Below are 26,048 nucleotides of genomic sequence, written 5' to 3'. Positions count from 1 at the left end.
CCGCTTCGCTCACAGGCCCGTCGCGACGTCGATCGAGTGACCGTCGACCAGGGTCACGACCGCCTTCTTGACGTCGCCCTGGCGGCCAATCGTGCCGCGGAAGCGCTTGACCTTGCCCTTGCGGACAAGCGTGTTCACGGCCGACACCTTGACGCCGAACAGCGCCTCGACAGCAGCCTTGATCTCGGGCTTCGTCGCCTTCTTGGCGACGTTGAACACGACCTGGTTCTGCTCGGATGCCATGGTCGACTTTTCGGTGATCGCCGGCGAGACGATCACGTCGTAGTGACGAAGGTCGGTCATTTGAAGCGCTCCTCGAGAGCCTCGACGGCGGCCTTGGAAAGGACCAGCGTGCCGCGGCGCAGAATGTCGTAGACGTTGATGCCCTGAACCGGCAGCACGTCGATGTTCGGAATGTTGGTGGCGGCCAACTTGAAGTTGGCGTCCAGCTCCGCACCGCCAATCACCAGAGCATTGGTCAGGCCGAGCGACTTCAGGCTCGCGACCAGCGACTTGGTCTTGGCTTCTTCCAGCTTCAGCTCGTCGACGATGATGATCGACGACGTCTTGGCCTTCGCCGACAGGGCGTGCCTGAGGCCCAGAGCACGAACCTTCTTGGGAAGATCGTGCTCGTGGCTGCGAGTGACCGGGCCATGGGCCTTGCCACCGCCGCGGAACTGCGGAGCGCGCGCCGAAGAGTGACGGGCGCGGCCCGTGCCCTTCTGCTTGTACATCTTGGCGCCGGTGCGGGCGATGTCAGCGCGGCCCTTCGCCTGATGGGTGCCCTGCTGCTTCTTGGCAAGCTGCCAGCGCACGACGCGCTGCAGGATGTCCTCGCGCGGGTCAAGACCGAAAATCTCGTCGGAGAGTTCGACCTTGCCGGCATCCTTGCCGGCGAGCGTTTTGATGTTGATGTCCATTATTCCGCTCCCTCATTGGCCGGAGCTTCGTTCTTCACTGCAGCCTTGGCAGCGGCGCGGAAAGCGGCCGGCTTCGGAGCATTCTCAGGCAAAGCCGCCTTCACGGCGTCGCGAACCAGGATCCAGGCTCCCTTGGTGCCGGGAACGGCGCCACGGATCAGGATCAGGCCACGCTCGACATCGGTCGAAACGACCTCGACGTTCTGCGTCGTCACCCGGGTAGCACCCATGTGGCCAGCCATCTTCTTGCCCTTGAACACCTTGCCGGGGTCCTGGCGCTGGCCGGTCGAGCCGTGGGAGCGGTGCGACACCGAGTTACCGTGCGAGGCGCGACCGCCGCCGAAGTTGTGGCGCTTCATGACGCCCTGGAAACCCTTACCGGTCGAGGTGCCGGTCACGTCCACCTTCTGGCCGGGGACGAAGTGATCGGCGGTGATCTCGACACCGATATCAAGCAGGTTGTCGTCGGAAACGCGAAACTCGGCCAGACGGGCCTTGGGCTCCACGGAAGCGGCGGCGAAATGGCCGCGCATCGCCTTCGACGTGTTCTTGACCTTGGCAAGCCCGACGCCGAGCTGCACGGCCGTATAGCCGTTCTTCTCCTGCGTGCGCTGCGCGACGACCTGGCAGCTCTCCATGCGGAGAACCGTAACGGGGACATGCTCGCCGGCATCGTTGTAGATGCGGGTCATTCCCAGCTTCTGTGCAATTACACCTGAACGCATCGGTTCATTTTCCTTCAGAGGAGCTCCGGGTTGCCCCTGGGAGCTCATGTTTCAGCTCTCAGAGCTTGATTTCGACGTCCACACCAGCGGCCAGGTCGAGCTTCATCAGCGCGTCGACCGTCTGGGGGGTCGGGTCCACGATATCGAGAAGGCGCTTGTGGGTGCGCATCTCGAACTGCTCGCGGCTCTTCTTGTCCACATGCGGCGAACGGTTGACCGTGAACTTCTCGATACGGGTCGGCAGCGGGATCGGGCCGCGGACGTTGGCGCCGGTGCGCTTGGCCGTCGAAACGATCTCACGCGTCGAAGCATCGAGCACGCGATGGTCAAACGCTTTCAGGCGTATGCGGATATTCTGTCCGTTCATTCGTCTATTCCTTGTTCTGGCGCGGCGCGGGCGTTTCCCCGCCCGCGACAGATCGATTGTTTGTTCTTATTCGACGATTTCGGCGACGATGCCGGCGCCGACGGTGCGGCCGCCTTCGCGGATAGCGAAGCGCAGGCGCTCTTCCATGGCGATCGGCACGATCAGTTCCACGTCAACCGTGATGTTGTCGCCTGGCATCACCATCTCGGTGCCCTCCGGCAGCGTCACGATGCCCGTCACGTCCGTCGTGCGGAAGTAGAACTGCGGACGGTAGTTGGTGAAGAACGGCGTGTGACGGCCACCCTCCTCCTTCGTCAGAATGTAGGCCTCGGCCTTGAACTTCTTGTGCGGCTTCACAGAACCGGGCTTGGCCAGAACCTGGCCGCGCTCCACGCCCTCACGGTCAACGCCGCGCAGCAGCGCGCCGATGTTGTCGCCGGCCTGACCCTGGTCGAGCAGCTTGCGGAACATCTCCACACCCGTGCAGGTCGTCTTCGTCGTCGGACGGATGCCGACAATCTCAAGCTCCTCGCCAACCTTGACGATGCCGCGCTCCACGCGACCGGTCACAACCGTGCCGCGGCCCGAAATCGAGAACACGTCCTCGATCGGCATCAGGAACGGCTGGTCGATCGGACGCTCCGGCGTCGGGATGTACTCGTCAACCGCAGCCATCAGCTTGCGGATCGCGTCCTCGCCAAGCTCCTTGCTGGAATCCTCAAGCGCGGCGAGAGCCGAACCGGGGATGATCGGAATGTCGTCGCCCGGGAACTCGTAAGCCGACAGAAGCTCGCGAACCTCAAGCTCCACCAGCTCGAGAAGCTCCGGATCGTCAACCTGGTCGACCTTGTTCAGAAACACGACAATCGCCGGAACGCCAACCTGACGCGCCAGAAGAATGTGCTCGCGCGTCTGCGGCATCGGGCCGTCAGCCGCCGAAACAACCAGGATCGCGCCGTCCATCTGCGCAGCGCCCGTGATCATGTTCTTCACATAGTCCGCGTGGCCGGGGCAGTCGACATGCGCGTAGTGGCGCGCTTCCGTCTCATACTCAACATGCGACGTCGCAATCGTGATGCCGCGCGCCTTCTCCTCCGGAGCGTTGTCAATCTGGTCGTAAGCGCGGAAATCACCAAAAAACTTCGTGATCGCAGCCGTCGTCGACGTCTTGCCATGGTCAACGTGACCAATCGTGCCAATGTTCACATGAGGCTTATTGCGCTCGAATTTACCTTTTGCCATGTGAGTTCTCCATTCCTGCTTGCCCACCGGGGCGTTGAATTAAGTTACAATGCAACCCGTGTGGGATTACGCGTATTTCTTCTGCACTTCCTGCGCCACGGCGGTCGGAACCGCTTCGTAGTGGTCGAACTGCATGGTGTACTGGGCGCGGCCCTGAGACATCGAGCGGAGGGTGTCGACATACTTGAACATGTTCGCCAGCGGCACCATGGCGTTGATCACAACGGCGATGCCGCGCGCTTCCTGCCCCTGGATCTGACCGCGACGGCTGTTCAGGTCGCCGATGATGTTGCCGACATATTCTTCCGGCGTAACAACCTCGACTTTCATGACCGGCTCGAGCAGCTGCACGCCGAGCTTCGGAGCCGCTTCACGGAAGCAGGCGCGCGAGGCGATTTCGAACGCGAGAACGGACGAGTCGACATCATGGTAAGCGCCGTCGATGAGCGTCGCCTTGACGCCGATCATCGGGAAGCCGGCGAACGGGCCGGACGACATGACGCTCTCGATGCCCTTCTGCACGCCGGGGATGTATTCCTTCGGCACGGCGCCGCCGACGATCTTGGAGTCGAACTGGTAGTCCTCGCTCTCGGTGTTGGGCTCGAACACGACCTTCACGCGGGCGAACTGGCCGGTGCCGCCGGTCTGCTTCTTGTGCGTGTAGTCCTGCTCGTGCGAGCGGGTAATCGTCTCGCGATAAGCCACCTGCGGAGCGCCGACATTGGCCTCGACCTTGAACTCGCGCCTCATGCGATCGACGATGATGTCGAGATGAAGCTCGCCCATGCCGGCGATAATGGTCTGTCCGCTTTCCTCGTCGGTCTTGACGCGGAAGGACGGATCCTCGGCCGCCAGGCGATGAAGGGCAAGACCCATCTTTTCCTGGTCACCCTTGGTCTTCGGCTCGATGGCGATCTGGATGACCGGCTCGGGGAAGTCCATGCGCTCCAGGATAACAGGAGCCAGCGGGTCGCAAAGCGTGTCGCCGGTGCCGGTTTCCTTCAGGCCGGCGAGGGCAATGATGTCCCCGGCGAAAGCCTCGTCAACATCAGAGCGCGAATTGGAATGCATCTGCAGCATGCGGCCGATGCGCTCCTTCTTGCCCTTGACGGTGTTTTCAACCGACATGCCCTTGCTGATCTTGCCCGAGTAGATGCGAGCGAAGGTCAGAGAGCCGACAAAGGGATCGTTCATGATCTTGAACGCCAGCATCGAAAGCGGCTCTTCGTCGGTGGAGTGACGAACGATCTCGGCTTCCGTCTTGGCGTCAATGCCCTTGATGGCCGGAATTTCGTCCGGGGCCGGCAGAAAATCGACAACAGCGTCGAGCAGAGGCTGGACACCCTTGTTCTTGAAGGCGGTGCCGCAGAACACGGGATGGAACTTCACCTCGATGGTGCCCTTGCGGATCAGCGCGCGCAGCTCGTCAACCGACGGGATGTTGCCTTCGAGATACGCGTTCATCGCGTCGTCATCCATCTCGACGGCGGTCTCGATGAGCTTCTCGCGATATTCTTCGGCCTTCGCCTGAAGGTCCGCCGGAATGTCGACAACATCCCACTGAGCGCCAAGCGCCTCGTCATGCCAGACGAGAGCCTTCATCTCCAGCAGGTCGATGACGCCCTTGAAGTCGCTCTCAGCGCCGATCGGCAGCTGCATGGCGAGCGGGACGGCGCCGAGGCGCGACTTGATCATCTCCAGGCACCGGTAGAAGTCGGCGCCGATCTTGTCCATCTTGTTGCAGAAGATCATGCGCGGAACATGATATTTCTCGGCCTGACGCCACACGGTTTCGGTCTGCGGCTCAACGCCTGCATTGGAATCGAGCAGCGTAATAGCGCCGTCAAGCACGCGAAGCGAGCGCTCGACCTCAATGGTGAAGTCGACGTGGCCGGGGGTGTCGATGATATTGAAGCGGAGGTCCTTGCCGTCACGACCCTTCCAGGACGTGGTGGTGGCGGCGGACGTGATCGTGATGCCGCGCTCCTGCTCCTGCTCCATCCAGTCCATGGTCGAGGCGCCATCGTGCGTCTCGCCCATCTTGTGGTTCTTGCCCGTGTAATAAAGGATACGCTCGGTCGTGGTCGTCTTGCCAGCATCGATGTGAGCCATGATGCCGAAGTTACGATAGTCGTGGATGGGAAATTCGCGGGCCATGGGAGGTGCCTCTTAATCTTCTTTCGCGCTTACCAGCGGTAGTGCGCGAAGGCGCGGTTGGCTTCAGCCATCTTGTGGGTGTCTTCACGCTTCTTGACGGCGGTGCCACGGTTGTTGGCCGCATCCATCAGCTCACCCGAAAGCCGGTCGATCATGGTGGTTTCGTTGCGGTTGCGGGCAGCCGTGATCAGCCAGCGGATCGCCAGAGCCTGACGGCGCTCAGGACGAACATCGACCGGAACCTGATAGGTCGCGCCACCAACACGGCGCGAACGCACTTCCACATGCGGCGCGACATTGTCGAGCGCCTGATGGAAGACGGAGACCGGCTCCTGCTTGCTGCGGGACTGCACCTGGTCGAGCGCACCGTAGACGATGCTCTCGGCAACCGACTTCTTGCCATCATACATGACGGCGTTCATGAACTTGGTGATGACGAGATCGCCGAACTTGGGGTCCGGGTTGATCTCACGCTTAGCTGCACTGTGACGACGGGACATGCTGTTGTCTCTCTTCTCTCGCGCGGCGCATAAAAGGAAAGCGCCGAAGCCGCAAACTTACTTCGGACGCTTGGCGCCGTACTTGGAGCGACGCTGCTTGCGATTCTTCACACCCTGGGTGTCGAGCACGCCACGGATGATGTGATAGCGCACACCCGGAAGGTCCTTGACGCGGCCGCCGCGGATCATGACCACAGAGTGCTCCTGCAGGTTATGCCCCTCACCCGGGATATAGCCAATGACCTCGAAGCCGTTGGTCAGACGAATCTTCGCAACCTTGCGCAGAGCAGAGTTCGGCTTCTTCGGCGTCGTCGTATAGACGCGAGTGCAGACGCCACGCTTCTGCGGGTTCTGCTGCATGGCCGGGACTTTGTTGCGCACTGCCGGCGCCTTGCGCGGCTTGCGGATCAGCTGGTTGACGGTAGGCATTAAACCCTCTTGTCTCTCAATTCCGTGTCTCAAACCCAGTCAGGGCAGCTTCAAGAAGCGTTTCCATACGCAAATTCGGGCCACAAACCGCCTCTTGCGGTGCTGCCCGAACAAAAAGCAGAGGAAGCGTTTCCGCTTCATGCATGCCGGAAATGTCTTTTCGCTCGTAAAACGAACCCTGTTTGAGGCTAACTCCGAGGCGCGTCGCCCCGAAAAGGAAAGTCTCACATCGGCTCAGACTGGGCGGCTTCTACTCGCAAGGCCTCGTTTCGTCAACCCCGCGACGCCAGAATCTGCACCGGAACCCGGCCTTTGCGCCGTTTCCACCGCCGCTGGTAATTTTCTTTCGCGACTGGTGCTGGATTGCGCACAATGTGGTCGCCTTTTTGCTGTCTTGCAAGGCTGCTTCATGCGATCTGGCCGTCGAGAGGGGCCAGTATTCACCATCAAAGCGAGAATCATCGATGAACGACAATGAAACGCAGGACGGGGACCGCGCCGTCACGATCATCACCGGCCGCGTGTGGCGCCGCAAGGGCGGCAAGCCTGAGGGTGTGCATGTCATGCTCGTCGCGCCCGACGACGATTCCGCGGTGCGCCGGGCGCTGGAATCACTTGCAGCGGAAGGCTATGCGGAGGCCGAACTCGACCAGATCGGCGACATGCAGGGCGAGCCCGACGAAGAACCGCATCTATCGGCCTATCAGGGTGCGCTGGAGGGCGAAGTTTCCGTCGTTACTTTTGACGAGCCGGAATAAGCTAAACGCGACGTTATCTATGCGTTCCCACTATGATATGTGTCGATCAACACTTTGATCGAGCAGCGGAATGGTGTGAAAGCCGAGTATGTTTTCGGTCCGGGCTCCAAAGCGCGAGCCTTCGAATACGGACGGGCTCTCCAGGATATCCCCCGATAAGACGCGGCGTCGCCATACTTCACGCACCAGCCTGAATTGACAGGCGGATCGAAGCGGGTTCAACTTCTGTTGTCGCAGCGCAACAAATGTTCCGGGAGCACCGGAATTGTTTCGGGAGGGATACATGGACGCGTTTCTGAGTGGCCTCAAGGCTATTGTCGATACGCTTGGAGCCACAGTGCTCCTGCCTGTCGTCATCTTCATCATTGCACTTATTCTCGGCGCGAAGGCCGGCAAGGCATTTCGCGCCGCCGTTACAATCGGCGTCGCCTTTATCGGCATCAATCTCGTGCTAGGGCTGATGCTTGGCACCATCGGCGATTCGGCGCAGGCCATCGTCCGGAACACGGGCATACAGCGTGACATCGTCGATGTCGGCTGGCCTTCCGCCGCGGCGATCGCATTTGGTTCGTCGGTGGGTTTGTGGGTCATTCCCATCGCCATCGCCGTCAACATAGCCCTGCTCATGGCGCGTCTGACCCGCACGCTCAACGTCGACGTTTGGAATTTCTGGCATTTCGCCTTCATCGGCTCGCTGGCGACCGCGGCCACCGGAAGTCTCGGCTATGGCCTGGTCATCGCGGCTCTGATGGCCGCGCTGTCGCTGCTGTTCGCCGACTGGTCGGCCCGCGCCGTCCAGAAATTCTACGGCGTTCCGGGCGTTTCGGTGCCGCATCTGGCCTCGGCGCAAATCCTGCCCATCGCTATTGTCGTGAACTGGATCATCGACCGCATTCCGGGCATCAACAAGATTGACATGAGCACCGAAACCATCGAGCGCAGGCTCGGCGTGTTCGGCGAGCCCGTGGTTCTCGGCCTCATCATCGGCCTCGTGATCGGCGTGATCGCCTACTACAACGCCGGCGATGCAAGCACGGTAATCTCCAAGGTATTACAGACAGGCATGACGCTGGCTGCCGCAATGCTGTTGCTGCCGCGCATGGTGAAAATCCTCATGGAGGGCCTGCTTCCGGTATCGGAAGCCGCACATGAGTTCGTGCGCAAGCGGGCCGGCGACCGCGAATTGCTGGTCGGGCTGGATTCGGCGATTCTCATCGGCCATCCCGCCGCCATCTCGTCTTCGCTGATCCTGGTTCCGATCGCCATTCTTCTGTCGATCATCCTGCCCGGCAACCGCGTCATCCTGTTCGCGGACCTGGCTGTGATCCCGTTCATCGTGGCGATGACGGCGCCGGTTCTGCGCGGCAACGTCTTCCGCATGGTGGTGGTCGGCACCATCACGCTCGCCGCCGGCTTTTACGTGGCCAACGCGCTGGCTCCGCTGTTCACCAGCGCTGCGGTCGCATCGGGCTTCACCATGCCGGCCAATGCGGTCCAGATCACTTCCGTGGTCGACGGGTTCCTGTGGATTTCTTACGCTGTCATCGCCGCGATCCAGAATCTTGCCGTCTTTGGCCTGATCTTACTGGCGGCGATCATCGCGCTCTGCTTCTGGCTCTATCGCCGCAATACCGATGCATGGGAGCGGGCCGCAGGTGCTGACGAGCCGGACACGGCAGTCGGCCAGACACAGGAGACCTGACCACATGTCGCAGTCCCTTGCCGGACAAATCGAACGCGAAGCCATCGCGATAAGAGTGGATGCAGCATCGAGCGAGGAGGTCATCCGCCTGCTCGCCGCGCGGCTGGAGAAGCTCGGTTATGTGCGGCCAAGCTTCGCCGAGGCGGTTCTGGCAAGGGAAGCCCGCATGCCGACCGGTCTGCCGATGGGGCGCGACATCAACGTCGCCGTGCCCCATACGGACCCGGAACATGTCGTGAAGCCGGGAATAGCGCTGGCGACGCTGGCGCGTCCGGTGGCTTTCGCCAATATGGAAGATCCGGATGAGGCGGTTCCCGTCGGGCTCGTCTTCATGCTGGCCCTCAATGACAAGGACAAGCAGATCGAGATGCTTCAGCAGATAATGCTGACCATCCAGAACGAGGACCTCAGCAGCCGGTTGCTCGACGCCGCCAGTCCCGACGATCTGCTGCAACTCCTCAACCGCGCCCAACAAGGAGAAGAATAAGAGATGGCCTTGCAAAAAAGTGTTCTATTCGCCTGCGGCACCGGAATAGCGACCTCCACGCTGGTGTCACATGCCGTGACCGAAGCGATGAAGGAACGCGGCATCAATATCAATTCGACGCAGTGCAAGGCGACCGAAGTCCGTTCCATGCTCAATGGCGTGGATCTGGTCGTCTCGACCACGCAACTCCCCGCCGATCTTGGCGTGCCCGCCATCACCACCCTCGCCTTCCTGACCGGCGTGGGCAAGGCTGAAACGCTGGACAAGATCGAGGCCGCGCTGCGGGCCTGATCGGCCTTCGTCGATCACAACGGAGACAAGCAAAAAGGCCGCCGGATCGCTCCGGCGGCCTTTTTTGTTCGATCGCTTTCGGCGACGGCGCTTATTGCGCCGCCGTCGTCATGTCGACCAGCATCGTGTCCGCCGTCTCCGCGCCCGAAGCCTTGCGGCGCTCGTCGAGGATCAGTTCGTCGCGCGAGGTGGCGATGCGGCGGATCTGGCTCATCTGACCACCCGTACCGGCCGGGATCAGACGACCCACGATCACGTTCTCCTTCAAGCCCTGCAGCATGTCGGTCTTGCCGGCAACCGCCGCCTCGGTCAGAACGCGGGTGGTTTCCTGGAACGACGCGGCCGAGATGAAGGACGGCGTCTGCAGCGAAGCCTTGGTGATGCCGAGCAGCACCGGCTCGCCAGCCGCAGGCTTCTTGCCTTCCTCGATCAGGCGATCGTTGATCTCGTCCAGTTCGATCACGTCGACATGGTCGCCCGGGATGTAGGTCGAGTCGCCCTGCTCCGTGATTTCCACCTTCTGCAGCATCTGGCGAACGATCACCTCGATGTGCTTGTCGTTGATCGACACGCCCTGCAACCGGTAGACTTCCTGGATCTCGTTGACGAGGTAGGAGGCCAGAGCCTCGACGCCCCGGATCGCCAGAATGTCGTGCGGCGCGGGATTGCCGTCGAGGATGTAGTCGCCCTTCTCGATGACGTCGCCGTCCTGAAGATGGAACGGCTTGCCCTTCGGGATCAGGTATTCGACCGGCTCCAGCGTCGAGTCATGCGGCTCGATGATGATGCGACGCTTGTTCTTGTAGTCGCGGCCAAAGCGAACCGTGCCATCGATCTCGGCGATGACGGCGTGGTCCTTGGGACGACGAGCCTCGAACAGTTCCGCAACGCGCGGCAGACCGCCGGTGATGTCCTTGGTCTTGGCGCTTTCCATCGGAACACGGGCCAGAACGTCGCCTGGACGAACCTGCGCACCTGGCTCGACCGAGAGAATGGCCTCGACCGAGAGCAGGAAACGCGCATCGCCGCCCTTCGAGAGCTTGGCGACCTTGCCCTTGGTGTCCTGAACCACCATAGCCGGCTTGAGGTCCGCGCCGCGCGGCGTGGAGCGCCAGTCGATGACCTCGCGCTTGGTGATGCCGGTCGACTCGTCGGCCGTTTCCTGCACCGAGATGCCGTCGACCAGATCCTCGAACTCGACCCGGCCCTCGACTTCGGTGAGCACCGGACGGGTGTAAGGGTCCCACTCGGCGACACGCTGGCCGCGCTTCACCTTGTCGCCATCGTCCACGAAGATGCGCGAACCATAGGTGACGCGATGCGTTGCGCGCTCCTTGCCGGCCTCATCGAGAATGAGGATCGCCATGTTGCGGCCCATCACCACGAGGTGACCGTCGGAGTTGCGCACCACGTTGCGGTTGCGGATCTGCACCGTGCCCTCATAGGAAGCCTCGAGGAACGAGGAGTCCACCACCTGCGCCGTACCGCCCATGTGGAAGGTACGCATGGTGAGCTGGGTGCCCGGCTCGCCGATCGACTGCGCGGCGATGACGCCGACAGCCTCGCCGATGTTGACGGGCGTACCGCGGGCAAGGTCACGACCGTAGCAGACCGCGCAAACGCCGGTGCGGACCTCGCAGGTGAGCGCCGAGCGGATACGGACCGACTGCACGCCGGCCTTCTCGATCAGCTCCACGTCGCGTTCGTCCATGAGCGTGCCGGCCCTGACCAGCACCTCGCCCGAGACCGGGTGCAGGATGTCGTCGAGCGACGTACGACCCAGCACGCGCTGGCCGACCGAAGCGACCACCTGGCCGGCATCGACGATCGGCTGCATTGTCAGCCCCTTGTCGGTGCCGCAGTCGACGGAATTGACGATGCAATCCTGCGCCACGTCGACCAGGCGACGGGTCAGGTAGCCCGAGTTCGCCGTCTTCAGGGCGGTGTCGGCCAGGCCCTTGCGGGCGCCGTGAGTCGAGTTGAAATACTCGAGAACGGTGAGGCCTTCCTTGAAGTTGGAGATGATCGGCGTCTCGATGATCTCGCCGCTGGGCTTGGCCATCAGGCCGCGCATGCCGGCGAGCTGGCGCATCTGCGTGGGCGAACCACGCGCACCGGAGTGCGACATCATGTAGATCGAGTTCATCGGCTTCTGGCGACCGTCGTCGTTGAACTCGACCGCCTTGATGCGGCCCATCATCTCCTCGGCGACCTTTTCCGAGCACTTGGCCCAGGCGTCGACCACCTTGTTGTACTTCTCGCCCTGGGTGATCAGGCCGTCATTGTACTGCTGCTCATATTCCTTGGCGAGCGCCTCGGTGTCGGCCACCAGCTTCGCCTTGGTGTCCGGAATGACCATGTCGTCCTTGCCGAACGAAATGCCGGCGCGGCAAGCATGGCCAAAGCCCAGCTGCATGATGCGATCGCAGAAGATGACCGTCTCCTTCTGACCGCAGTGGCGGTAGACGGTGTCGATCATCTTGGAGATGTTCTTCTTGGTCATCTCCTGATTGGCGGTGTCGAACGGCACGTTGTGGTTCTTCGGCAGAAGTTCGCCGATGATCATGCGGCCAGGCGTGGTCTCATAGATCTTCGAAACCTGCTTGCCCTCGGCGTCGACCGTCTTGAAGCGGCCCTTGATCTTGGCGTGCAGGGTGACGACGCCAGTCTCGAGCGCATGCTGCATCTCGCCCATGTCGGCGAAAGCCATGCCCTCGCCCGGCTCGTTCTGGTTCATGATCGAGAGGTAGTAAAGCCCCAGAACCATGTCCTGCGACGGCACGATGATCGGCGCGCCGGAAGCCGGATGCAGGATATTGTTGGTCGACATCATCAGCACGCGGGCTTCAAGCTGCGCTTCGAGCGACAGCGGAACGTGCACAGCCATCTGGTCGCCGTCGAAGTCCGCGTTGAAGGCGGTGCAGACCAGCGGATGAAGCTGGATCGCCTTGCCCTCGATCAGCGTCGGCTCGAACGCCTGAATGCCGAGGCGGTGCAGCGTCGGCGCGCGGTTGAGGAGCACCGGATGCTCGCGGATAACCTCGTCGAGGATATCCCAGACCTCGGGGCGTTCCTTCTCGACCAGCTTCTTCGCCTGCTTGACGGTCGAGGAGAAGCCCTTGGCGTCGAGGCGGGCGTAGATGAATGGCTTGAACAGCTCCAGAGCCATCTTCTTCGGCAAGCCGCACTGATGCAGCTTGAGCTCCGGACCGGTCACGATGACCGAGCGGCCCGAATAGTCGACGCGCTTGCCGAGCAGGTTCTGGCGGAAGCGGCCCTGCTTGCCCTTGAGCATATCGGACAGCGACTTCAGCGGACGCTTGTTGGCGCCGGTGATGACACGGCCGCGGCGGCCGTTGTCAAACAAGGCGTCCACGGCTTCCTGCAGCATGCGCTTCTCGTTGCGCACGATGATGCCGGGCGCGCGAAGCTCGATCAGGCGCTTCAGGCGATTGTTGCGGTTGATGACGCGACGATAGAGATCGTTCAGGTCCGAGGTCGCGAAGCGGCCGCCATCCAAAGGCACCAGCGGGCGCAGGTCCGGCGGGATGACCGGGACGACCTTCATGATCATCCATTCCGGGCGATTGCCGGATTCCATGAAGTTTTCGACCACCTTGAGACGCTTGAGCAGCTTCTTCTGCTTCAGCTCCGACGTCGTGGAGGCGAGATCCGAACGCAGGTCGCCGGCGATCTTTTCAAGGTCCATAGAGGCCAGAAGCTCGTGGATAGCTTCCGCGCCGATCATGGCGGTGAACGAGTCCTCGCCATATTCATCGACGGCCAGCATGTACTCTTCTTCGGAGAGAAGCTGGTTTTCCTTGAGCGCGGTGAGGCCCGGCTCGGTAACGATGTAGTTCTCGAAATAGAGAACGCGCTCGATGTCCTTGAGCGTCATGTCGAGCAGCGTGCCGATGCGGCTCGGCAGCGACTTCAGGAACCAGATGTGCGCGACCGGTGCGGCCAGCTCGATGTGGCCCATGCGCTCGCGCCGCACGCGCGACAGCGTGACCTCGACGCCGCACTTCTCGCAGATAACGCCCTTGTACTTCATGCGCTTGTACTTGCCGCACAGGCACTCATAGTCCTTGATCGGACCGAAGATGCGTGCGCAGAACAGGCCGTCGCGCTCGGGCTTGAACGTACGGTAGTTGATCGTTTCCGGCTTCTTGATCTCGCCGAAGGACCACGACAGGATCTTTTCCGGGCTGGCGAGCGAAATCCGGATGGAATCGAACACCTGCGCAGGCGCCTGCGGGTTGAAGAGATTCATGACCTCTTGGTTCATGCCATTCTCCTTTGCGGGGTCCTCGAATACCCCAATTTCGTTTTCGTGCGGGTGGAACCCGCGAGAACCGGCCTCGGCCGGAGAAATTCGTTCAGCCCCGCGAGGGACTGCGGGCGGCCGCGCTTTTACGCGGCCGCTTCCGGCTTCTTATTCGGCCGCATCCGGCAATTGCGTCGAGCCAGCGTCCTGCTTGGTGTTCTCAAGCTCGACATTGAGACCGAGCGACCGCATTTCCTTCACGAGAACGTTGAAGCTCTCGGGGATGCCCGCCTCGAAAGTGTCGTCGCCACGCACGATAGCCTCGTAGACCTTGGTGCGGCCGGCCACGTCGTCCGACTTCACGGTCAGCATTTCCTGCAGCGTGTAGGCGGCGCCATAGGCTTCGAGCGCCCACACCTCCATCTCGCCGAAGCGCTGGCCGCCGAACTGCGCCTTGCCGCCCAGCGGCTGCTGGGTAACGAGCGAATACGGGCCGATCGAACGGGCGTGGATCTTGTCGTCGACCAGGTGGTGAAGCTTGAGCATGTAGATATAGCCCATGGTCACCTTGCGGTCGAACGGCTCGCCCGTGCGTCCGTCATAGAGCTGCGACTGGCCGGAAGTATGCAGGCCTGCCTGTGTCAGCATATGGTCGATATCGGCTTCGTTTGCGCCGTCGAACACCGGCGTGGCGATCGAAACGCCGCGGCGCATCTGTTCGCCGAGACGCACCACCGACTCGTCGTCATACTCGCGAACCGGCTCGTTGCGGTCATTCGACGGAATGACTGCCTCAACCGTATCGCGCAGAGACTTGATATCGCCGCTGGCCTTATAGGCATCGATGAGTTCGCCGATCTTCCTGCCCATGCCGGCGCAGGCCCAGCCCAGATGCGTCTCCAGAATCTGGCCGACGTTCATGCGCGAAGGCACGCCGAGCGGATTGAGCACGATGTCGGCATGCGTCCCATCTTCCAGGAACGGCATGTCCTCGACCGGCACGATACGCGATACGACACCCTTGTTGCCGTGACGGCCGGCCATCTTGTCGCCCGGCTGCATCTTGCGCTTCACAGCCACGAAGACCTTGACCATCTTCATGACGCCCGGAGGCATTTCATCGCCGCGCTGGACCTTCTCGACCTTGTCCATGAAGCGCTGTTCGAGCGCCTTCTTGGAATCGTCGTACTGGCCGCGCAGGGCCTCCAGTTCGCCCTGAAGCTTCTCGTCCTCGACGGCGAACTGCCACCACTGCGAACGTGGATAGTCATCCAGCGTTTCACGCGCCAGCGTGGAGCCCTTCCTGAAGCCCTTCGGGCCGGCGATGGCCTCCTTACCGATCAGCATGTCGGCCAGACGCGCATACACGTTGCGATCAAGGATCGCCTGCTCGTCGTCACGGTCCTTGGCCAGACGCTCGATCTCCTCGCGCTCGATAGCCATGGCGCGCTCGTCCTTTTCGACGCCGTGGCGGTTGAAGACACGCACTTCCACGACCGTGCCGAAGGTTCCCGGAGGCATACGCATGGAGGTGTCGCGCACGTCCGAAGCCTTCTCGCCGAAGATGGCGCGCAGAAGTTTTTCCTCCGGCGTCATCGGGCTTTCGCCCTTCGGCGTGATCTTGCCGACGAGAATGTCGCCCGGCTGCACCTCGGCGCCGATATAGACGATACCGGCCTCGTCGAGGTTCTTCAGCGCCTCTTCCGAAACGTTCGGAATGTCGCGCGTGATTTCCTCAGGCCCGAGCTTGGTGTCGCGCGCCATGACTTCGAACTCCTCGATGTGGATCGAGGTGAAGATGTCGTCGGCCACGATGCGCTCGGAGAGCAGGATCGAGTCTTCGTAGTTGTAGCCGTTCCACGGCATGAAGGCGACGAGCACGTTCCGGCCGAGCGCCAGATCGCCGAGATCCGTCGACGGACCGTCCGCGATGATATCGCCCTTGTTGATGTGGTCGCCGACCCTCACCAGCGGACGCTGGTTGATGCAGGTCGACTGGTTGGAACGCTGGAACTTCATCAGACGGTAGATGTCGACGCCCGACTTGCCGGGATCGAGGTCTTCCGTCGCGCGGATAACGATACGCGTCGCATCCACCTGATCGACGATGCCGCCACGACGGGCGCCGATGGCCGCGCCGGAGTCACGGGCCACGATCGGCTCCATGCCGGTTCCGACGAACGGAGCCTCGGCGCGCACCAGCGGCACGGCCTGACGCTGCATGTTCGAACCCATGAGCGCGCGGTTGGCGTCGTCATTCTCGAGGAACGGAATGAGCGCAGCAGCGACAGAAACCATCTGCTTGGGCGAGACGTCCATCAGGTCGACCATCTCGCGCGGCGCCATCATCACTTCGCCGGCGTTACGGCAGATGACGAATTCGTCCACGAACTGGCCGTTGGCGTCGAGCTCGGCGTTGGCCTGCGCAACATAGTGCTTGGCCTCCTCCATCGCCGACAGATAGACGACGTCGTCGGTCAGCTTGCCGTCCACGATCTTGCGATACGGGCTCTCGATGAAACCGTACTTGTTGACGCGGGCGAAGGTGGCCAGCGAGTTGATCAGACCGATGTTCGGGCCTTCCGGCGTCTCGATCGGGCAGATGCGGCCATAGTGCGTCGGGTGCACGTCGCGCACCTCGAAGCCGGCGCGCTCGCGGGTCAGGCCGCCCGGTCCAAGAGCCGAAAGGCGGCGCTTGTGGGTGATCTCCGACAGCGGATTGGTCTGATCCATGAACTGAGAGAGCTGCGAGGAACCGAAGAACTCGCGCACGGCGGCAGCGGCCGGCTTGGCGTTGATCAGGTCCTGCGGCATGACGGTGTCGATCTCGATCGACGACATGCGCTCCTTGATGGCGCGCTCCATGCGCAGCAGACCCAGGCGATACTGGTTCTCCATCAACTCACCGACCGAACGCACACGGCGGTTGCCGAGATTGTCGATGTCGTCGATCTCGCCCTTGCCGTCGCGCAGGTCCACCAGCGTCTTGACCACGGCAAGGATGTCATCCTTGCGCAGCACGCGCACCGTATCGGGGCAGTCCAGTTCAAGACGCATGTTCATCTTGACGCGGCCAACGGCCGAAAGGTCGTAACGCTCCGCATCGAAGAACAGCGAGTTGAACATCGCCTCCGCCGTCTCAAGGGTCGGCGGCTCGCCCGGACGCATGACGCGATAGATGTCGAACAGTGCGTCCTGACGGCCCTCGTTCTTGTCCACCGCCAGCGTGTTGCGGATGTAGGCGCCGACATTGACGTGGTCGATGTCGAGAATCTGGATTTCCTCCTCGCCGGTGCCAAGCAGCACCTTGAGGGTTTTCTCGTCGATCTCGTCGCCAGCCTCGAGATAGATCTCGCCCGTCTGGTAGTTGACGATGTCCTCGGCCAGATAGTTGCCGAGCAGGTCCTCGTCGGTGGCCTTGATGGCCTTGAGGCCCTTTTCGGCGAGCTGACGGGCCTGGCGGGCGGTGATCTTCTTGCCTGCTTCGACCACGATTTCACCGGTGTCGGCGTCAACCAGATCGTTGACGGCCTTCAGACCCTTGAAGCGATCGACATTATAGGGAATGCGCCAGTGATCACCGGCGCGCTTGTAGGTGATCTTGTTGTAGAAGGTCGACAGGATTTCTTCGCCATCCATGCCGAGCGCCATCAGCAGCGAAGTCGCCGGGATCTTGCGACGACGGTCGATACGGGCGTGCACCACGTCCTTCGAGTCGAATTCGATATCGAGCCACGAACCGCGATAGGGAATGACGCGCGCGGCAAACAGCAGCTTGCCCGACGAGTGCGACTTGCCCTTGTCATGATCGAAGAAGACGCCCGGCGACCGGTGCATCTGCGAAACGATCACGCGCTCGGTGCCGTTGACGATGAAGGTGCCGTTCGACGTCATGAGCGGCATGTCGCCCATGTAGACGTCCTGCTCCTTGATGTCCTTGATCGACTTCGCGCCGGTGTCCTCGTCGACATCGAACACGATCAGGCGCAGCGTCACCTTGAGCGGCGCGGCATAGGTCAGGTCGCGCTGACGGCACTCGTCAACGTCGAATTTCGGCGCCTCGAACTCGTATTTGACGAATTCCAGCATCGACGCGCCGGAGAAATCGGAGATCGGGAAGACCGACTTGAAGACCGTCTGCAGGCCTTCGTCAGGTCGGCCGCCTTCGGGTTCATGGACCATCAGGAACTGGTCGTAGGACGCCTTCTGAACCTCGATGAGGTTCGGCATCTCGGCAACTTCGGGGATCTTTCCGAAGAACTTTCTGACGCGCCTGCGGCCATTGAAAGTCTGGGTCTGGGCCATTATAGCTCCTTCGCTCGCATCTCGGGGCGGATCACGCCGCGATCCGCCTTGCCTCCAGGCCGCCTCGATAGCGACCTTGTCCAAAACAGGTGAAAACCTGTTTCCTGAAAGCCGATTTCGGCCCTCAGGAAAGAGGTTCTCCAACACAACCGCCGGGCTCTTCCCCTGAAGAGAGGTGGCGGGCGGCCACAAGGCCGCCCGCCGGAACCCAAGCTGTTACTTCAGCTCGACCTTGGCGCCAGCAGCTTCGAGCTGGGCCTTGATCTTCTCGGCGTCAGCCTTGTTGGCGCCTTCCTTGATCGGCTTCGGAGCGGCCTCGACCAGATCCTTGGCTTCCTTGAGGCCCAGGCCGGTGATGGCGCGGACTTCCTTGATGACCTCGATCTTCTTGGCGCCGGCTTCGGCGAGGATGACGTCGAACTCGGTCTTCTCCTCGACCGGAGCGGCGGCGGCGGCGCCGGCAGCGGCGGCGACAGCCACCGGAGCAGCGGCGGAAACGCCCCACTTCTCTTCCAGCAGCTTCGACAGCTCAGCCGCCTCGAGGACGGTCAGGGCCGACAGGTCTTCAACGATCTTGGCGAGATCAGCCATTTTTATTTTCCTTCAATAAGATTCGAACGTGTTGATGTTTGGCGAGGAACGGCCTCACGCCGCCTCGTCCTTCCGGGCATAAGCGCCAATAACGCGCGCGACATTGCCTGCCGGTGCGTTGACGACTTGTGCAATCCGGGTCGCCGGGGTGGAAATCATACCCACCAACCTTGCGCGCAGCTCGTCGAGCGACGGGAGCGAGGCCAGAGCCTTCACACCATCGGCATCGAGCGAGGTCTTGCCCATAGCGCCGCCAAGAATGACAAGTCTGTCATTGCCCTTGGCGAACTCGGACGCGACCTTCGGAGCCGCAACCGGATCGTCCGAATAGGCGATCAGCGTCTGTCCCTTGAACAGCTCGATGATGCTTTCGGATTCCGTGCCCTGAAGAGCGATTTTGGCGAGGCGGTTCTTCGCGACTTTGACGGTGCCGCCGGCAGCACGCATCTTCGTACGAAGATCGTTCATCTGCGCGACGGTGATACCGGCATAGTGGGCCACGACGACCGAACCGGCGCCCTTGAAGGCGTCGTTCAGACCCGCGACGAGTTCGCGCTTTTCCGCTCTATCCACTGCCTATCTCCAGTTGACCCCCGCAACATTCGCGAAACGGGCGTCGGGTTGCCTTTTGCCGGCCGGTCAAGCCCTTTCGGACCTTCACGATCGGCGCTCGAGGATCCTGTCCCCTTTCCGCCACGCCCCAAGACGTACAGACAAAAGGCACACACGGTTCGAACCTTTCTTCGGAGGTAAGCCCTCCTTTGTCCGGTCGTCACCCGTCTCATGCAGACCCGTTTGGATTAAGGTCCACCCTGAAGCGGACCGCCTGCAATCTCGGACAGGATTCCGGGACTTTCATCCCGGTTTTCCGGACCCCGCCTGGGGCGGGAACCGGAATTTCAGCGAGGACCGCCGCTTCCGCGACGACCCTCAGGAACGGCTTCAGGAAATGGCGAGAGACGCCACATCCAGCTTGAGGCCCGGACCCATTGTCGACGACAGAGCCACGCGCTTGACGTACACACCCTTGGCGCCCGTCGGCTTGGCCTTGTTGACCGCATCGGCGAAGGCGCGGACATTCTCTTCCAGAGCCTTAAGCTCGAAGGAGACCTTGCCAATGCCGCCGTGAACGATACCGGCCTTTTCGACACGGAACTCTACAGCGCCGCCCTTCGAAGCCTTGACCGCACCAGCCACATCGGTGGTCACGGTGCCGACTTTCGGGTTCGGCATCATGCCGCGCGGACCCAGCACCTTACCCAGACGACCGACCAGCGGCATCATGTCCGGGGTGGCGATGCAGCGATCGAAATTGATCTCGCCCTTCTGGACGATCTCGACCAGATCCTCGGCGCCCACGATATCGGCGCCGGCGGCCTTGGCCTCGTCAGCCTTGTCGCCACGGGCGAACACGGCGACGCGAACGTCGCGGCCCGTGCCGTTCGGCAGATTGACGACGCCACGGACCATCTGGTCGGCATGGCGGGGATCAACGCCGAGGTTCATCGAAATCTCGATGGTCTCGTCGAACTTCACCGAGGAGCGGTCCTTCAGGAGCTTGATCGCGTCTTCGAGACCATACACCGCGTTCGGGTCGAGACCCTCGTGAACCTTAGCTATGCGCTTGGAAATCTTCGCCATCTGATCAGCCCACCACTTCCAGGCCCATCGAACGGGCAGAACCTTCGACCATGCGCATCGCCGCTTCCACGTCGTTCGCGTTAAGGTCCTTCATCTTGGCTTCGGCGATCTCGCGCACCTTGTCGCGGCTGATCTCGCCGGCCTTGGCCTTGCCCGGCTCCTTCGAGCCCGACTTCAGATTCACGGCCTTCTTCAGGAAGTAGGTCACAGGAGGCGTCTTCATGACGAAGGTGAACGACTTGTCCTGATAGTAAGTGATCACCACCGGAATCGGGGACCCCTTCTCCATCTCCTGGCTCTGCGCATTGAACGCCTTGCAGAATTCCATGATATTGATGCCACGCTGACCAAGCGCAGGACCGATCGGAGGCGACGGCGTGGCCGACCCCGCGGGAACCTGAAGCTTGAGCTGGCCTGCTATTTTCTTAGCCATCTCTTATCTGCCTTGTGTCATGCCGGCCCCAATCTTGGAAAACCGGCGGTTGCAGTCCGGTGGTACGGTTCAGGCAGCCGGCTAAGCCACCCTCGCCTCCCACCATTCAAGCGACGCAAAACGGCGCGCCACCTCTCAACGCCATCTATTTGACGGCGCTGATACGGGTCAGCCCTTTTCGACCTGCCCGAACTCCAGATCCACCGGAACAGCACGCCCAAAAATGGAAACCTCCACCTTGAGCCGCGCACGCTCTTCGTCCACCTCCTGAACGAAGCCGTTGAAGGAGGCGAAAGGACCATCGGAAACGCGAATGGCCTCGCCCACCTCGAAGGTGACGGAAGGTTTCGGGCGCTCCACGCCTTCCTGCACCTGATGCAGAATGCGCTCGGCTTCCTTGTCGGTGATATGCATCGGCTTGGCGGTATGCCTGTCCTCACCGAGAAAGCCGGTGACGCGAGGCGTGTTCTTGACCAGCGAGATCACCGCATCGTTGAGGTCCGCCTTCATCAGCACATAGCCGGGGAAGAACTTGCGCTCGGCATCGACCTTCTTGCCGCGACGCACCTCGACGACCTTCTCGGTCGGCACCACGATCTGCTCGATCCGATCGCCAAGCCCCTTCTGACGGGCCTTGTTCTCAATGTCGTCCGCCACCTTCTTCTCGAAGTTGGAATAGGCGTGGACGATGTACCAGCGCGCGGTCATGTAAAGACTTCTCCGTAATCGCCGAATTAGCGTCCGATACCGAGGATCAGTTCGACGGCGAGGCCCATGAGCTGATCGGCAGCGAAGAAGAAGACCATCGCCAACAGCGAGAAGATCAGAACCATGACGGTGGAGATCATCGTCTCGCGGCGCGAGGGCCACGTAACCTTGCCGGCTTCAGACCGAACCTGCTGAAGGAAGACGAAAGGGTTGGTTGTCTTCGACGCCATATGCCGCTCTGCTTTCAGGACCCGTGGGCCGGACCCTCTGGATGATCCCGCGTGGCGGGACTTGAAATATGAACTTCACCGCTCACCGCGAATCAGCAAGCTATTCCGTTCATGCAAATCAGACGCGCAAAGCTGGATTCCCAGCTCCACGCGTCGCGTGTCTGTTAGCGCCTACATAAAACCGATTCTCGGCACGCGCAAGTGGCAAGCATCCGCTTTACGGCTCATACGCCCCACCGGAACCATCCAGTCGTTCCGTCCAGGCCATGGTGTCTTATGTAGCAAACCGCTTGAAAAGGCAATAGATCGTCGAAACTTCATCTGCCCGACGATAAATGGCAGGGGCAGCAGGGCTCGAACCCGCGACCTGCGGTTTTGGAGACCGCCGCTCTACCAACTGAGCTATACCCCTAGGTCGGCCGCATCTCGATGCGACAGCCGCTTCCTAGTAAACCGGATGCGATCTGTAAAGAGAGAAAGCGCATGCCCACAGGGGTTGCACAAGCCCGACACCACCTGCTGGCCGATGCGCCTCGACAGGCCGGGGCGCCGGCGTACAACCAGAACGAAAACGGGCGGCCCGAAGACCGCCCGTTTCCCTGTTCCTGCTGACAGAAAGCGTCAGCTTATTCGACGATTTCGGCGACGATGCCGGCGCCGACGGTGCGGCCGCCTTCGCGGATAGCGAAGCGCAGGCGCTCTTCCATGGCGATCGGCACGATCAGTTCCACGTCAACCGTGATGTTGTCGCCTGGCATCACCATCTCGGTGCCCTCCGGCAGCGTCACGATGCCCGTCACGTCCGTCGTGCGGAAGTAGAACTGCGGACGGTAGTTGGTGAAGAACGGCGTGTGACGGCCACCCTCCTCCTTCGTCAGAATGTAGGCCTCGGCCTTGAACTTCTTGTGCGGCTTCACAGAACCGGGCTTGGCCAGAACCTGGCCGCGCTCCACGCCCTCACGGTCAACGCCGCGCAGCAGCGCGCCGATGTTGTCGCCGGCCTGACCCTGGTCGAGCAGCTTGCGGAACATCTCCACACCCGTGCAGGTCGTCTTCGTCGTCGGACGGATGCCGACAATCTCAAGCTCCTCGCCAACCTTGACGATGCCGCGCTCCACGCGACCGGTCACAACCGTGCCGCGGCCCGAAATCGAGAACACGTCCTCGATCGGCATCAGGAACGGCTGGTCGATCGGACGCTCCGGCGTCGGGATGTACTCGTCAACCGCAGCCATCAGCTTGCGGATCGCGTCCTCGCCAAGCTCCTTGCTGGAATCCTCAAGCGCGGCGAGAGCCGAACCGGGGATGATCGGAATGTCGTCGCCCGGGAACTCGTAAGCCGACAGAAGCTCGCGAACCTCAAGCTCCACCAGCTCGAGAAGCTCCGGATCGTCAACCTGGTCGACCTTGTTCAGAAACACGACAATCGCCGGAACGCCAACCTGACGCGCCAGAAGAATGTGCTCGCGCGTCTGCGGCATCGGGCCGTCAGCCGCCGAAACAACCAGGATCGCGCCGTCCATCTGCGCAGCGCCCGTGATCATGTTCTTCACATAGTCCGCGTGGCCGGGGCAGTCGACATGCGCGTAGTGGCGCGCTTCCGTCTCATACTCAACATGCGACGTCGCAATCGTGATGCCGCGCGCCTTCTCCTCCGGAGCGTTGTCAATCTGGTCGTAAGCGCGGAAATCACCAAAAAACTTCGTGATCGCAGCCGTCGTCGACGTCTTGCCATGGTCAACGTGACCAATCGTGCCAATGTTCACATGAGGCTTATTGCGCTCGAATTTACCTTTTGCCATAGTCTCTTTCCTTGGGCGCGTGGACCTTTGGTTCAGTCGATGCGGGGCGATTAGCGAGAACAGCCACAAAACACAAGTGTCTTTTGGCCGGTGTGGATCGCCGCCGTTCCCCGGATCCTGCGACTGCGGGTGAATGACGCAGATATAGGAAGCTGCCGGCGCATTTGTAAGAGAAACAGTTTCCCAACGTCATCCACGATTGTGGTGAAGGGAACTGGAGCGGGTGATGGGAATCGAACCCACGTATTCAGCTTGGAAGGCTGCTGCTCTACCATTGAGCTACACCCGCATTCCAGGTCTCCGGTCCGGCAGTGGTGGAGGAGGTTGGATTTGAACCAACGTAGGCTAAGCCAACGGATTTACAGTCCGTCCCCTTTAACCACTCGGGCACTCCTCCAGTCTGCCGACGGAGCCTTGCTGCGAGGCATTCGCACCGACGCCGGGAGCCCTGTGGGTTGCCCGTCATCAGCGAAGCGCCTTATGGCCGCAAGGTTGTTTTGTGTCAACCGCGCCGAAGCGGTTTTCTCAGCAGATTTTTTGCAGCCACACCGCACATAGGCAAAGTGCGGGCGGGGCGTTATAGGACGGCCATGAGCGACACAAAGAAAACCGGCACCCCGAAGGATTCCCACTATGCGCGGCTGCGCCGCGCATATCGCGATGAAAAGGCGAGCGCGCCGGCCCCACAACGGCCCCGGCGCAAGACAGCTCCCGGCGAAGGGCCAGCCGACGGGCTGGTGCATCTCTACGGCCTGCATACGGTGCGCGCGGCGCTTGGCAATCCCGCACGCAAGGTGCGCTCCATGCTTGTCACCCGCAACGCGGCGGAGCGCCTCGAACTCGGCGCGACGGACGCCCTGCCCTTTCCCGTGCGCATGGTGGAGCCGCGGGAGATCGAGCGTATAACCGGTTCGGAAGCCGTTCATCAGGGCGTGCTCATCGAAGCCGAACCCCTCAGGGCGAAGCGGCTGGACGCGCTGGGGCAGACAAAGCTGGTTCTGGTGCTCGATCAGGTGACCGACCCCCACAATGTCGGCGCGATCCTGCGCTCGGCGGTGGCGTTCGGCGCGGGAGCGCTCATCACCACCACACGCCACAGCCCGGCCGAATCGGGTGTGCTGGCGAAATCCGCTTCGGGCGCGCTGGAACATATCGACCATATCGAGGTGAGAAATCTGGCCGACGCATTGCAGTCCCTGCACGAAGCCGGCTTCCAGAGCATCGGCCTCGATTCGGAAGGCCCCGCCGAACTGGAGAAGACCTTCGCCGGCGACAGAATCGCGCTTGTGCTTGGCGCTGAAGGCAAGGGCCTGCGCCAGAAAACGCGAGAGACCGTCAGTGCGCTGGCGCGTCTCGACATGCCCGGCGTCATCCGCTCGCTCAATGTCTCAAATGCGGCGGCTGTAGCACTTTACGCGGCAGGCAGATTTCTGGATTCCTAGGGCGACTGGCATTCTGACAAATGCCGTTTCGTTGGTCTGGCGGCAATGCTCCAGGCACAAGACAATCGGGGCGTCGGTGGGAACATTCCCGACGCCCCGATCGCCATTCGCCATCTGGTGATGGCTGTCCGACATGCCTTCCTAGACCGCTCAGGCCACCTCGTGCCCGGCCATGCGTTCCAGAGCGCGCACCAATGCCGAATGGTCTTCCTTCGCCCCGCCATTGGCCGCGCATGAATTAAACAACTGCTGCGCGGTCGAGGTGTTGGGAAGCGCCACCCCAAGGGCGCGCGCGCCGTCGAGCGCCAGATTGAGATCTTTCTGATGCAACTCGATGCGGAAGCCGGGATCGAAGGTGCGCTTGATCATCCGTTCGCCATGCACCTCCAGAATACGCGACGACGCCAGGCCGCCCATCAGCGCCTGCCGCACCCTGGAGGGGTCAGCGCCTGCCTTGGAGGCGAAGACGAGCGCTTCGGCCACCGCCTCGATGGTGAGCGCCACCACGATCTGGTTGGCGACCTTGGTGGTCTGACCCACGCTGTTCGGGCCGACCAGCGTGATGTTGCCGCCCAGCTTCTCGAAGACGGGTTTCGCGCGTTCGAAGGGCTTCTCCTCGCCGCCGACCATGATGGTGAGCGAGGCAGCCCTGGCTCCGACCTCACCGCCCGAAACCGGCGCGTCCAGATAATCGCAGCCGAGTTCGTTGATCTTCTTCGCAAATTCCCTGGTGGCGATCGGAGAGATCGACGACATGTCGATGACCAGCTTGCCCTGCGACAGGCCGGAAGCGACGCCGTTTTCGCCAAACAGCACCTCGTCCACCTGCGGGGTGTCCGGCACCATGGTGATGACGATATCCGCCGCCTGCGCCACCGCCGCATTGCCGGCAACGGTCTTCAGTCCCCTGGCGACGAGATCCGCCGGCGGCGCAGAACGATGGTCGGTGGTGACGACGGCGTAGCCCGCATCCAGAAGATGCCCCGCCATCGGCGCGCCCATGATGCCCAGCCCGATAAAGCCGATGGTTTCCATGATCCTCTCCTTCCGA

The 26,048-nt window shown here is 61.8% G+C and carries 23 protein-coding genes and 3 tRNA genes; 5 read left to right on the top strand and 21 right to left on the bottom strand.

Translation table 11 applies throughout. From position 1 onward, the window contains the following. Positions 1–9 precede the first annotated feature (9 nt). The 8 genes from ABID44_RS00425 to rpsL all read right to left on the bottom strand — a co-directional run bounded on the left by ABID44_RS00425 (position 10) and on the right by rpsL (position 6,340). The gene (locus tag ABID44_RS00425) at positions 10–303 is read right to left on the bottom strand and encodes a 50S ribosomal protein L23 (protein WP_183829753.1); all 294 of its coding nucleotides are present in this window, start codon (positions 301–303) and stop codon (positions 10–12) included. Then, complete coding sequence (gene rplD / locus ABID44_RS00420) at positions 300–920, bottom strand: 50S ribosomal protein L4 (protein WP_354149716.1); 621 nt, start codon at positions 918–920, stop codon at positions 300–302. Before rplD ends, ABID44_RS00425 begins: the two co-directional genes overlap by 4 nt. Beyond that, positions 920–1,645 carry a 50S ribosomal protein L3 gene (rplC, locus tag ABID44_RS00415; protein WP_354149715.1) on the bottom strand — a complete coding sequence of 242 codons (726 nt, stop codon included), beginning with the start codon at positions 1,643–1,645 and terminating at the stop codon, positions 920–922. The genes rplD and rplC overlap by 1 nt, the downstream gene beginning before the upstream one ends. A 58-nt stretch (positions 1,646–1,703) precedes the next feature. Then, on the bottom strand, positions 1,704–2,012 hold the full coding sequence (gene rpsJ, locus ABID44_RS00410; protein WP_006205468.1) for a 30S ribosomal protein S10: 309 nt from the start codon (positions 2,010–2,012) through the stop codon (positions 1,704–1,706). 66 nt (positions 2,013–2,078) lie between these two features. After that, positions 2,079–3,254 (bottom strand): elongation factor Tu, encoded by a 1,176-nt coding sequence (gene tuf, locus ABID44_RS00405; protein ID WP_354149700.1) that lies wholly within the window; start codon positions 3,252–3,254, stop codon positions 2,079–2,081. Between the two features lie 66 nt (positions 3,255–3,320). Beyond that, positions 3,321–5,411, bottom strand: a complete 2,091-nt coding sequence (gene fusA, locus ABID44_RS00400) for an elongation factor G (protein ID WP_354149714.1) — start codon at positions 5,409–5,411, stop codon at positions 3,321–3,323. A 29-nt stretch (positions 5,412–5,440) separates the two neighbouring features. After that, complete coding sequence (rpsG, locus tag ABID44_RS00395) at positions 5,441–5,911, bottom strand: 30S ribosomal protein S7 (RefSeq protein ID WP_354149713.1); 471 nt, start codon at positions 5,909–5,911, stop codon at positions 5,441–5,443. Between the two features lie 57 nt (positions 5,912–5,968). Beyond that, positions 5,969–6,340 carry a 30S ribosomal protein S12 gene (gene rpsL / locus ABID44_RS00390; protein WP_035033399.1) on the bottom strand — a complete coding sequence of 124 codons (372 nt, stop codon included), beginning with the start codon at positions 6,338–6,340 and terminating at the stop codon, positions 5,969–5,971. Positions 6,341–6,804: 464 nt separating this feature from the next. Between rpsL and ABID44_RS00385 the strand changes: the two genes are divergently transcribed. From ABID44_RS00385 to ABID44_RS00370, 4 genes are all read left to right on the top strand, one after another. Next, entirely contained in the window at positions 6,805–7,098 is a 294-nt protein-coding gene (locus ABID44_RS00385; RefSeq protein ID WP_354149712.1) for a transcriptional regulator, read from the top strand. 283 nt (positions 7,099–7,381) lie between these two features. Then, positions 7,382–8,800, top strand: coding sequence for a PTS galactitol transporter subunit IIC (locus ABID44_RS00380; protein ID WP_354149711.1), 1,419 nt, complete (start codon positions 7,382–7,384; stop codon positions 8,798–8,800). Between the two features lie 4 nt (positions 8,801–8,804). Continuing rightward, the gene (locus ABID44_RS00375; RefSeq protein WP_354149710.1) at positions 8,805–9,287 is read left to right on the top strand and encodes a PTS sugar transporter subunit IIA; all 483 of its coding nucleotides are present in this window, start codon (positions 8,805–8,807) and stop codon (positions 9,285–9,287) included. Positions 9,288–9,290: 3 nt separating this feature from the next. Beyond that, entirely contained in the window at positions 9,291–9,578 is a 288-nt protein-coding gene (locus tag ABID44_RS00370; RefSeq protein ID WP_354149709.1) for a PTS sugar transporter subunit IIB, read from the top strand. A 91-nt stretch (positions 9,579–9,669) separates the two neighbouring features. Here the strand turns inward: ABID44_RS00370 and rpoC are convergent, their stop codons facing one another. From rpoC to ABID44_RS00310, 12 genes are all read right to left on the bottom strand, one after another. Next, a complete protein-coding gene (rpoC, locus tag ABID44_RS00365) occupies positions 9,670–13,866 on the bottom strand; it encodes a DNA-directed RNA polymerase subunit beta' (RefSeq protein ID WP_354149708.1) in 4,197 nt (1,398 codons plus the stop codon). A 147-nt stretch (positions 13,867–14,013) separates the two neighbouring features. After that, positions 14,014–18,150 (bottom strand): DNA-directed RNA polymerase subunit beta, encoded by a 4,137-nt coding sequence (rpoB, locus tag ABID44_RS00360; RefSeq protein ID WP_354149707.1) that lies wholly within the window; start codon positions 18,148–18,150, stop codon positions 14,014–14,016. 216 nt (positions 18,151–18,366) lie between these two features. After that, the gene (gene rplL, locus ABID44_RS00355; protein WP_354149706.1) at positions 18,367–18,741 is read right to left on the bottom strand and encodes a 50S ribosomal protein L7/L12; all 375 of its coding nucleotides are present in this window, start codon (positions 18,739–18,741) and stop codon (positions 18,367–18,369) included. A gap of 54 nt (positions 18,742–18,795) precedes the next feature. After that, positions 18,796–19,314, bottom strand: a complete 519-nt coding sequence (gene rplJ, locus ABID44_RS00350; protein WP_354149705.1) for a 50S ribosomal protein L10 — start codon at positions 19,312–19,314, stop codon at positions 18,796–18,798. Positions 19,315–19,683: 369 nt separating this feature from the next. After that, on the bottom strand, positions 19,684–20,382 hold the full coding sequence (rplA, locus tag ABID44_RS00345) for a 50S ribosomal protein L1 (protein WP_354149704.1): 699 nt from the start codon (positions 20,380–20,382) through the stop codon (positions 19,684–19,686). A 4-nt stretch (positions 20,383–20,386) separates the two neighbouring features. Continuing rightward, on the bottom strand, positions 20,387–20,815 hold the full coding sequence (gene rplK / locus ABID44_RS00340; protein ID WP_354149703.1) for a 50S ribosomal protein L11: 429 nt from the start codon (positions 20,813–20,815) through the stop codon (positions 20,387–20,389). Positions 20,816–20,983: 168 nt separating this feature from the next. Continuing rightward, a complete protein-coding gene (gene nusG, locus ABID44_RS00335) occupies positions 20,984–21,523 on the bottom strand; it encodes a transcription termination/antitermination protein NusG (RefSeq protein ID WP_354149702.1) in 540 nt (179 codons plus the stop codon). Positions 21,524–21,549: 26 nt separating this feature from the next. Beyond that, a complete protein-coding gene (gene secE / locus ABID44_RS00330) occupies positions 21,550–21,753 on the bottom strand; it encodes a preprotein translocase subunit SecE (protein WP_354149701.1) in 204 nt (67 codons plus the stop codon). Between the two features lie 336 nt (positions 21,754–22,089). Beyond that, positions 22,090–22,165: transfer RNA gene (locus ABID44_RS00325), tRNA-Trp, on the bottom strand. A 214-nt stretch (positions 22,166–22,379) separates the two neighbouring features. Next, positions 22,380–23,555, bottom strand: coding sequence for an elongation factor Tu (gene tuf, locus ABID44_RS00320; RefSeq protein WP_354149700.1), 1,176 nt, complete (start codon positions 23,553–23,555; stop codon positions 22,380–22,382). 215 nt (positions 23,556–23,770) lie between these two features. Further along, positions 23,771–23,844 (bottom strand) — tRNA-Gly (locus ABID44_RS00315). A 23-nt stretch (positions 23,845–23,867) separates the two neighbouring features. Further along, positions 23,868–23,952 (bottom strand) — tRNA-Tyr (locus ABID44_RS00310). 193 nt (positions 23,953–24,145) lie between these two features. On the opposite strand from ABID44_RS00310, the gene ABID44_RS00305 reads away from it, so the two are divergent. Beyond that, positions 24,146–24,997, top strand: a complete 852-nt coding sequence (locus tag ABID44_RS00305) for a TrmH family RNA methyltransferase (protein ID WP_354149699.1) — start codon at positions 24,146–24,148, stop codon at positions 24,995–24,997. Positions 24,998–25,147: 150 nt separating this feature from the next. Here ABID44_RS00305 and ABID44_RS00300 read toward each other — a convergent pair whose 3' ends face one another. Continuing rightward, entirely contained in the window at positions 25,148–26,032 is an 885-nt protein-coding gene (locus tag ABID44_RS00300; RefSeq protein ID WP_354149698.1) for a 2-hydroxy-3-oxopropionate reductase, read from the bottom strand. Positions 26,033–26,048 lie beyond the last annotated feature (16 nt).

This window comes from Aquamicrobium ahrensii, from assembly GCF_040545755.1.
Taxonomy (GTDB): domain Bacteria; phylum Pseudomonadota; class Alphaproteobacteria; order Rhizobiales; family Rhizobiaceae; genus Mesorhizobium; species Mesorhizobium ahrensii.
This window is presented reverse-complemented; position numbering and strand designations above follow the sequence as displayed.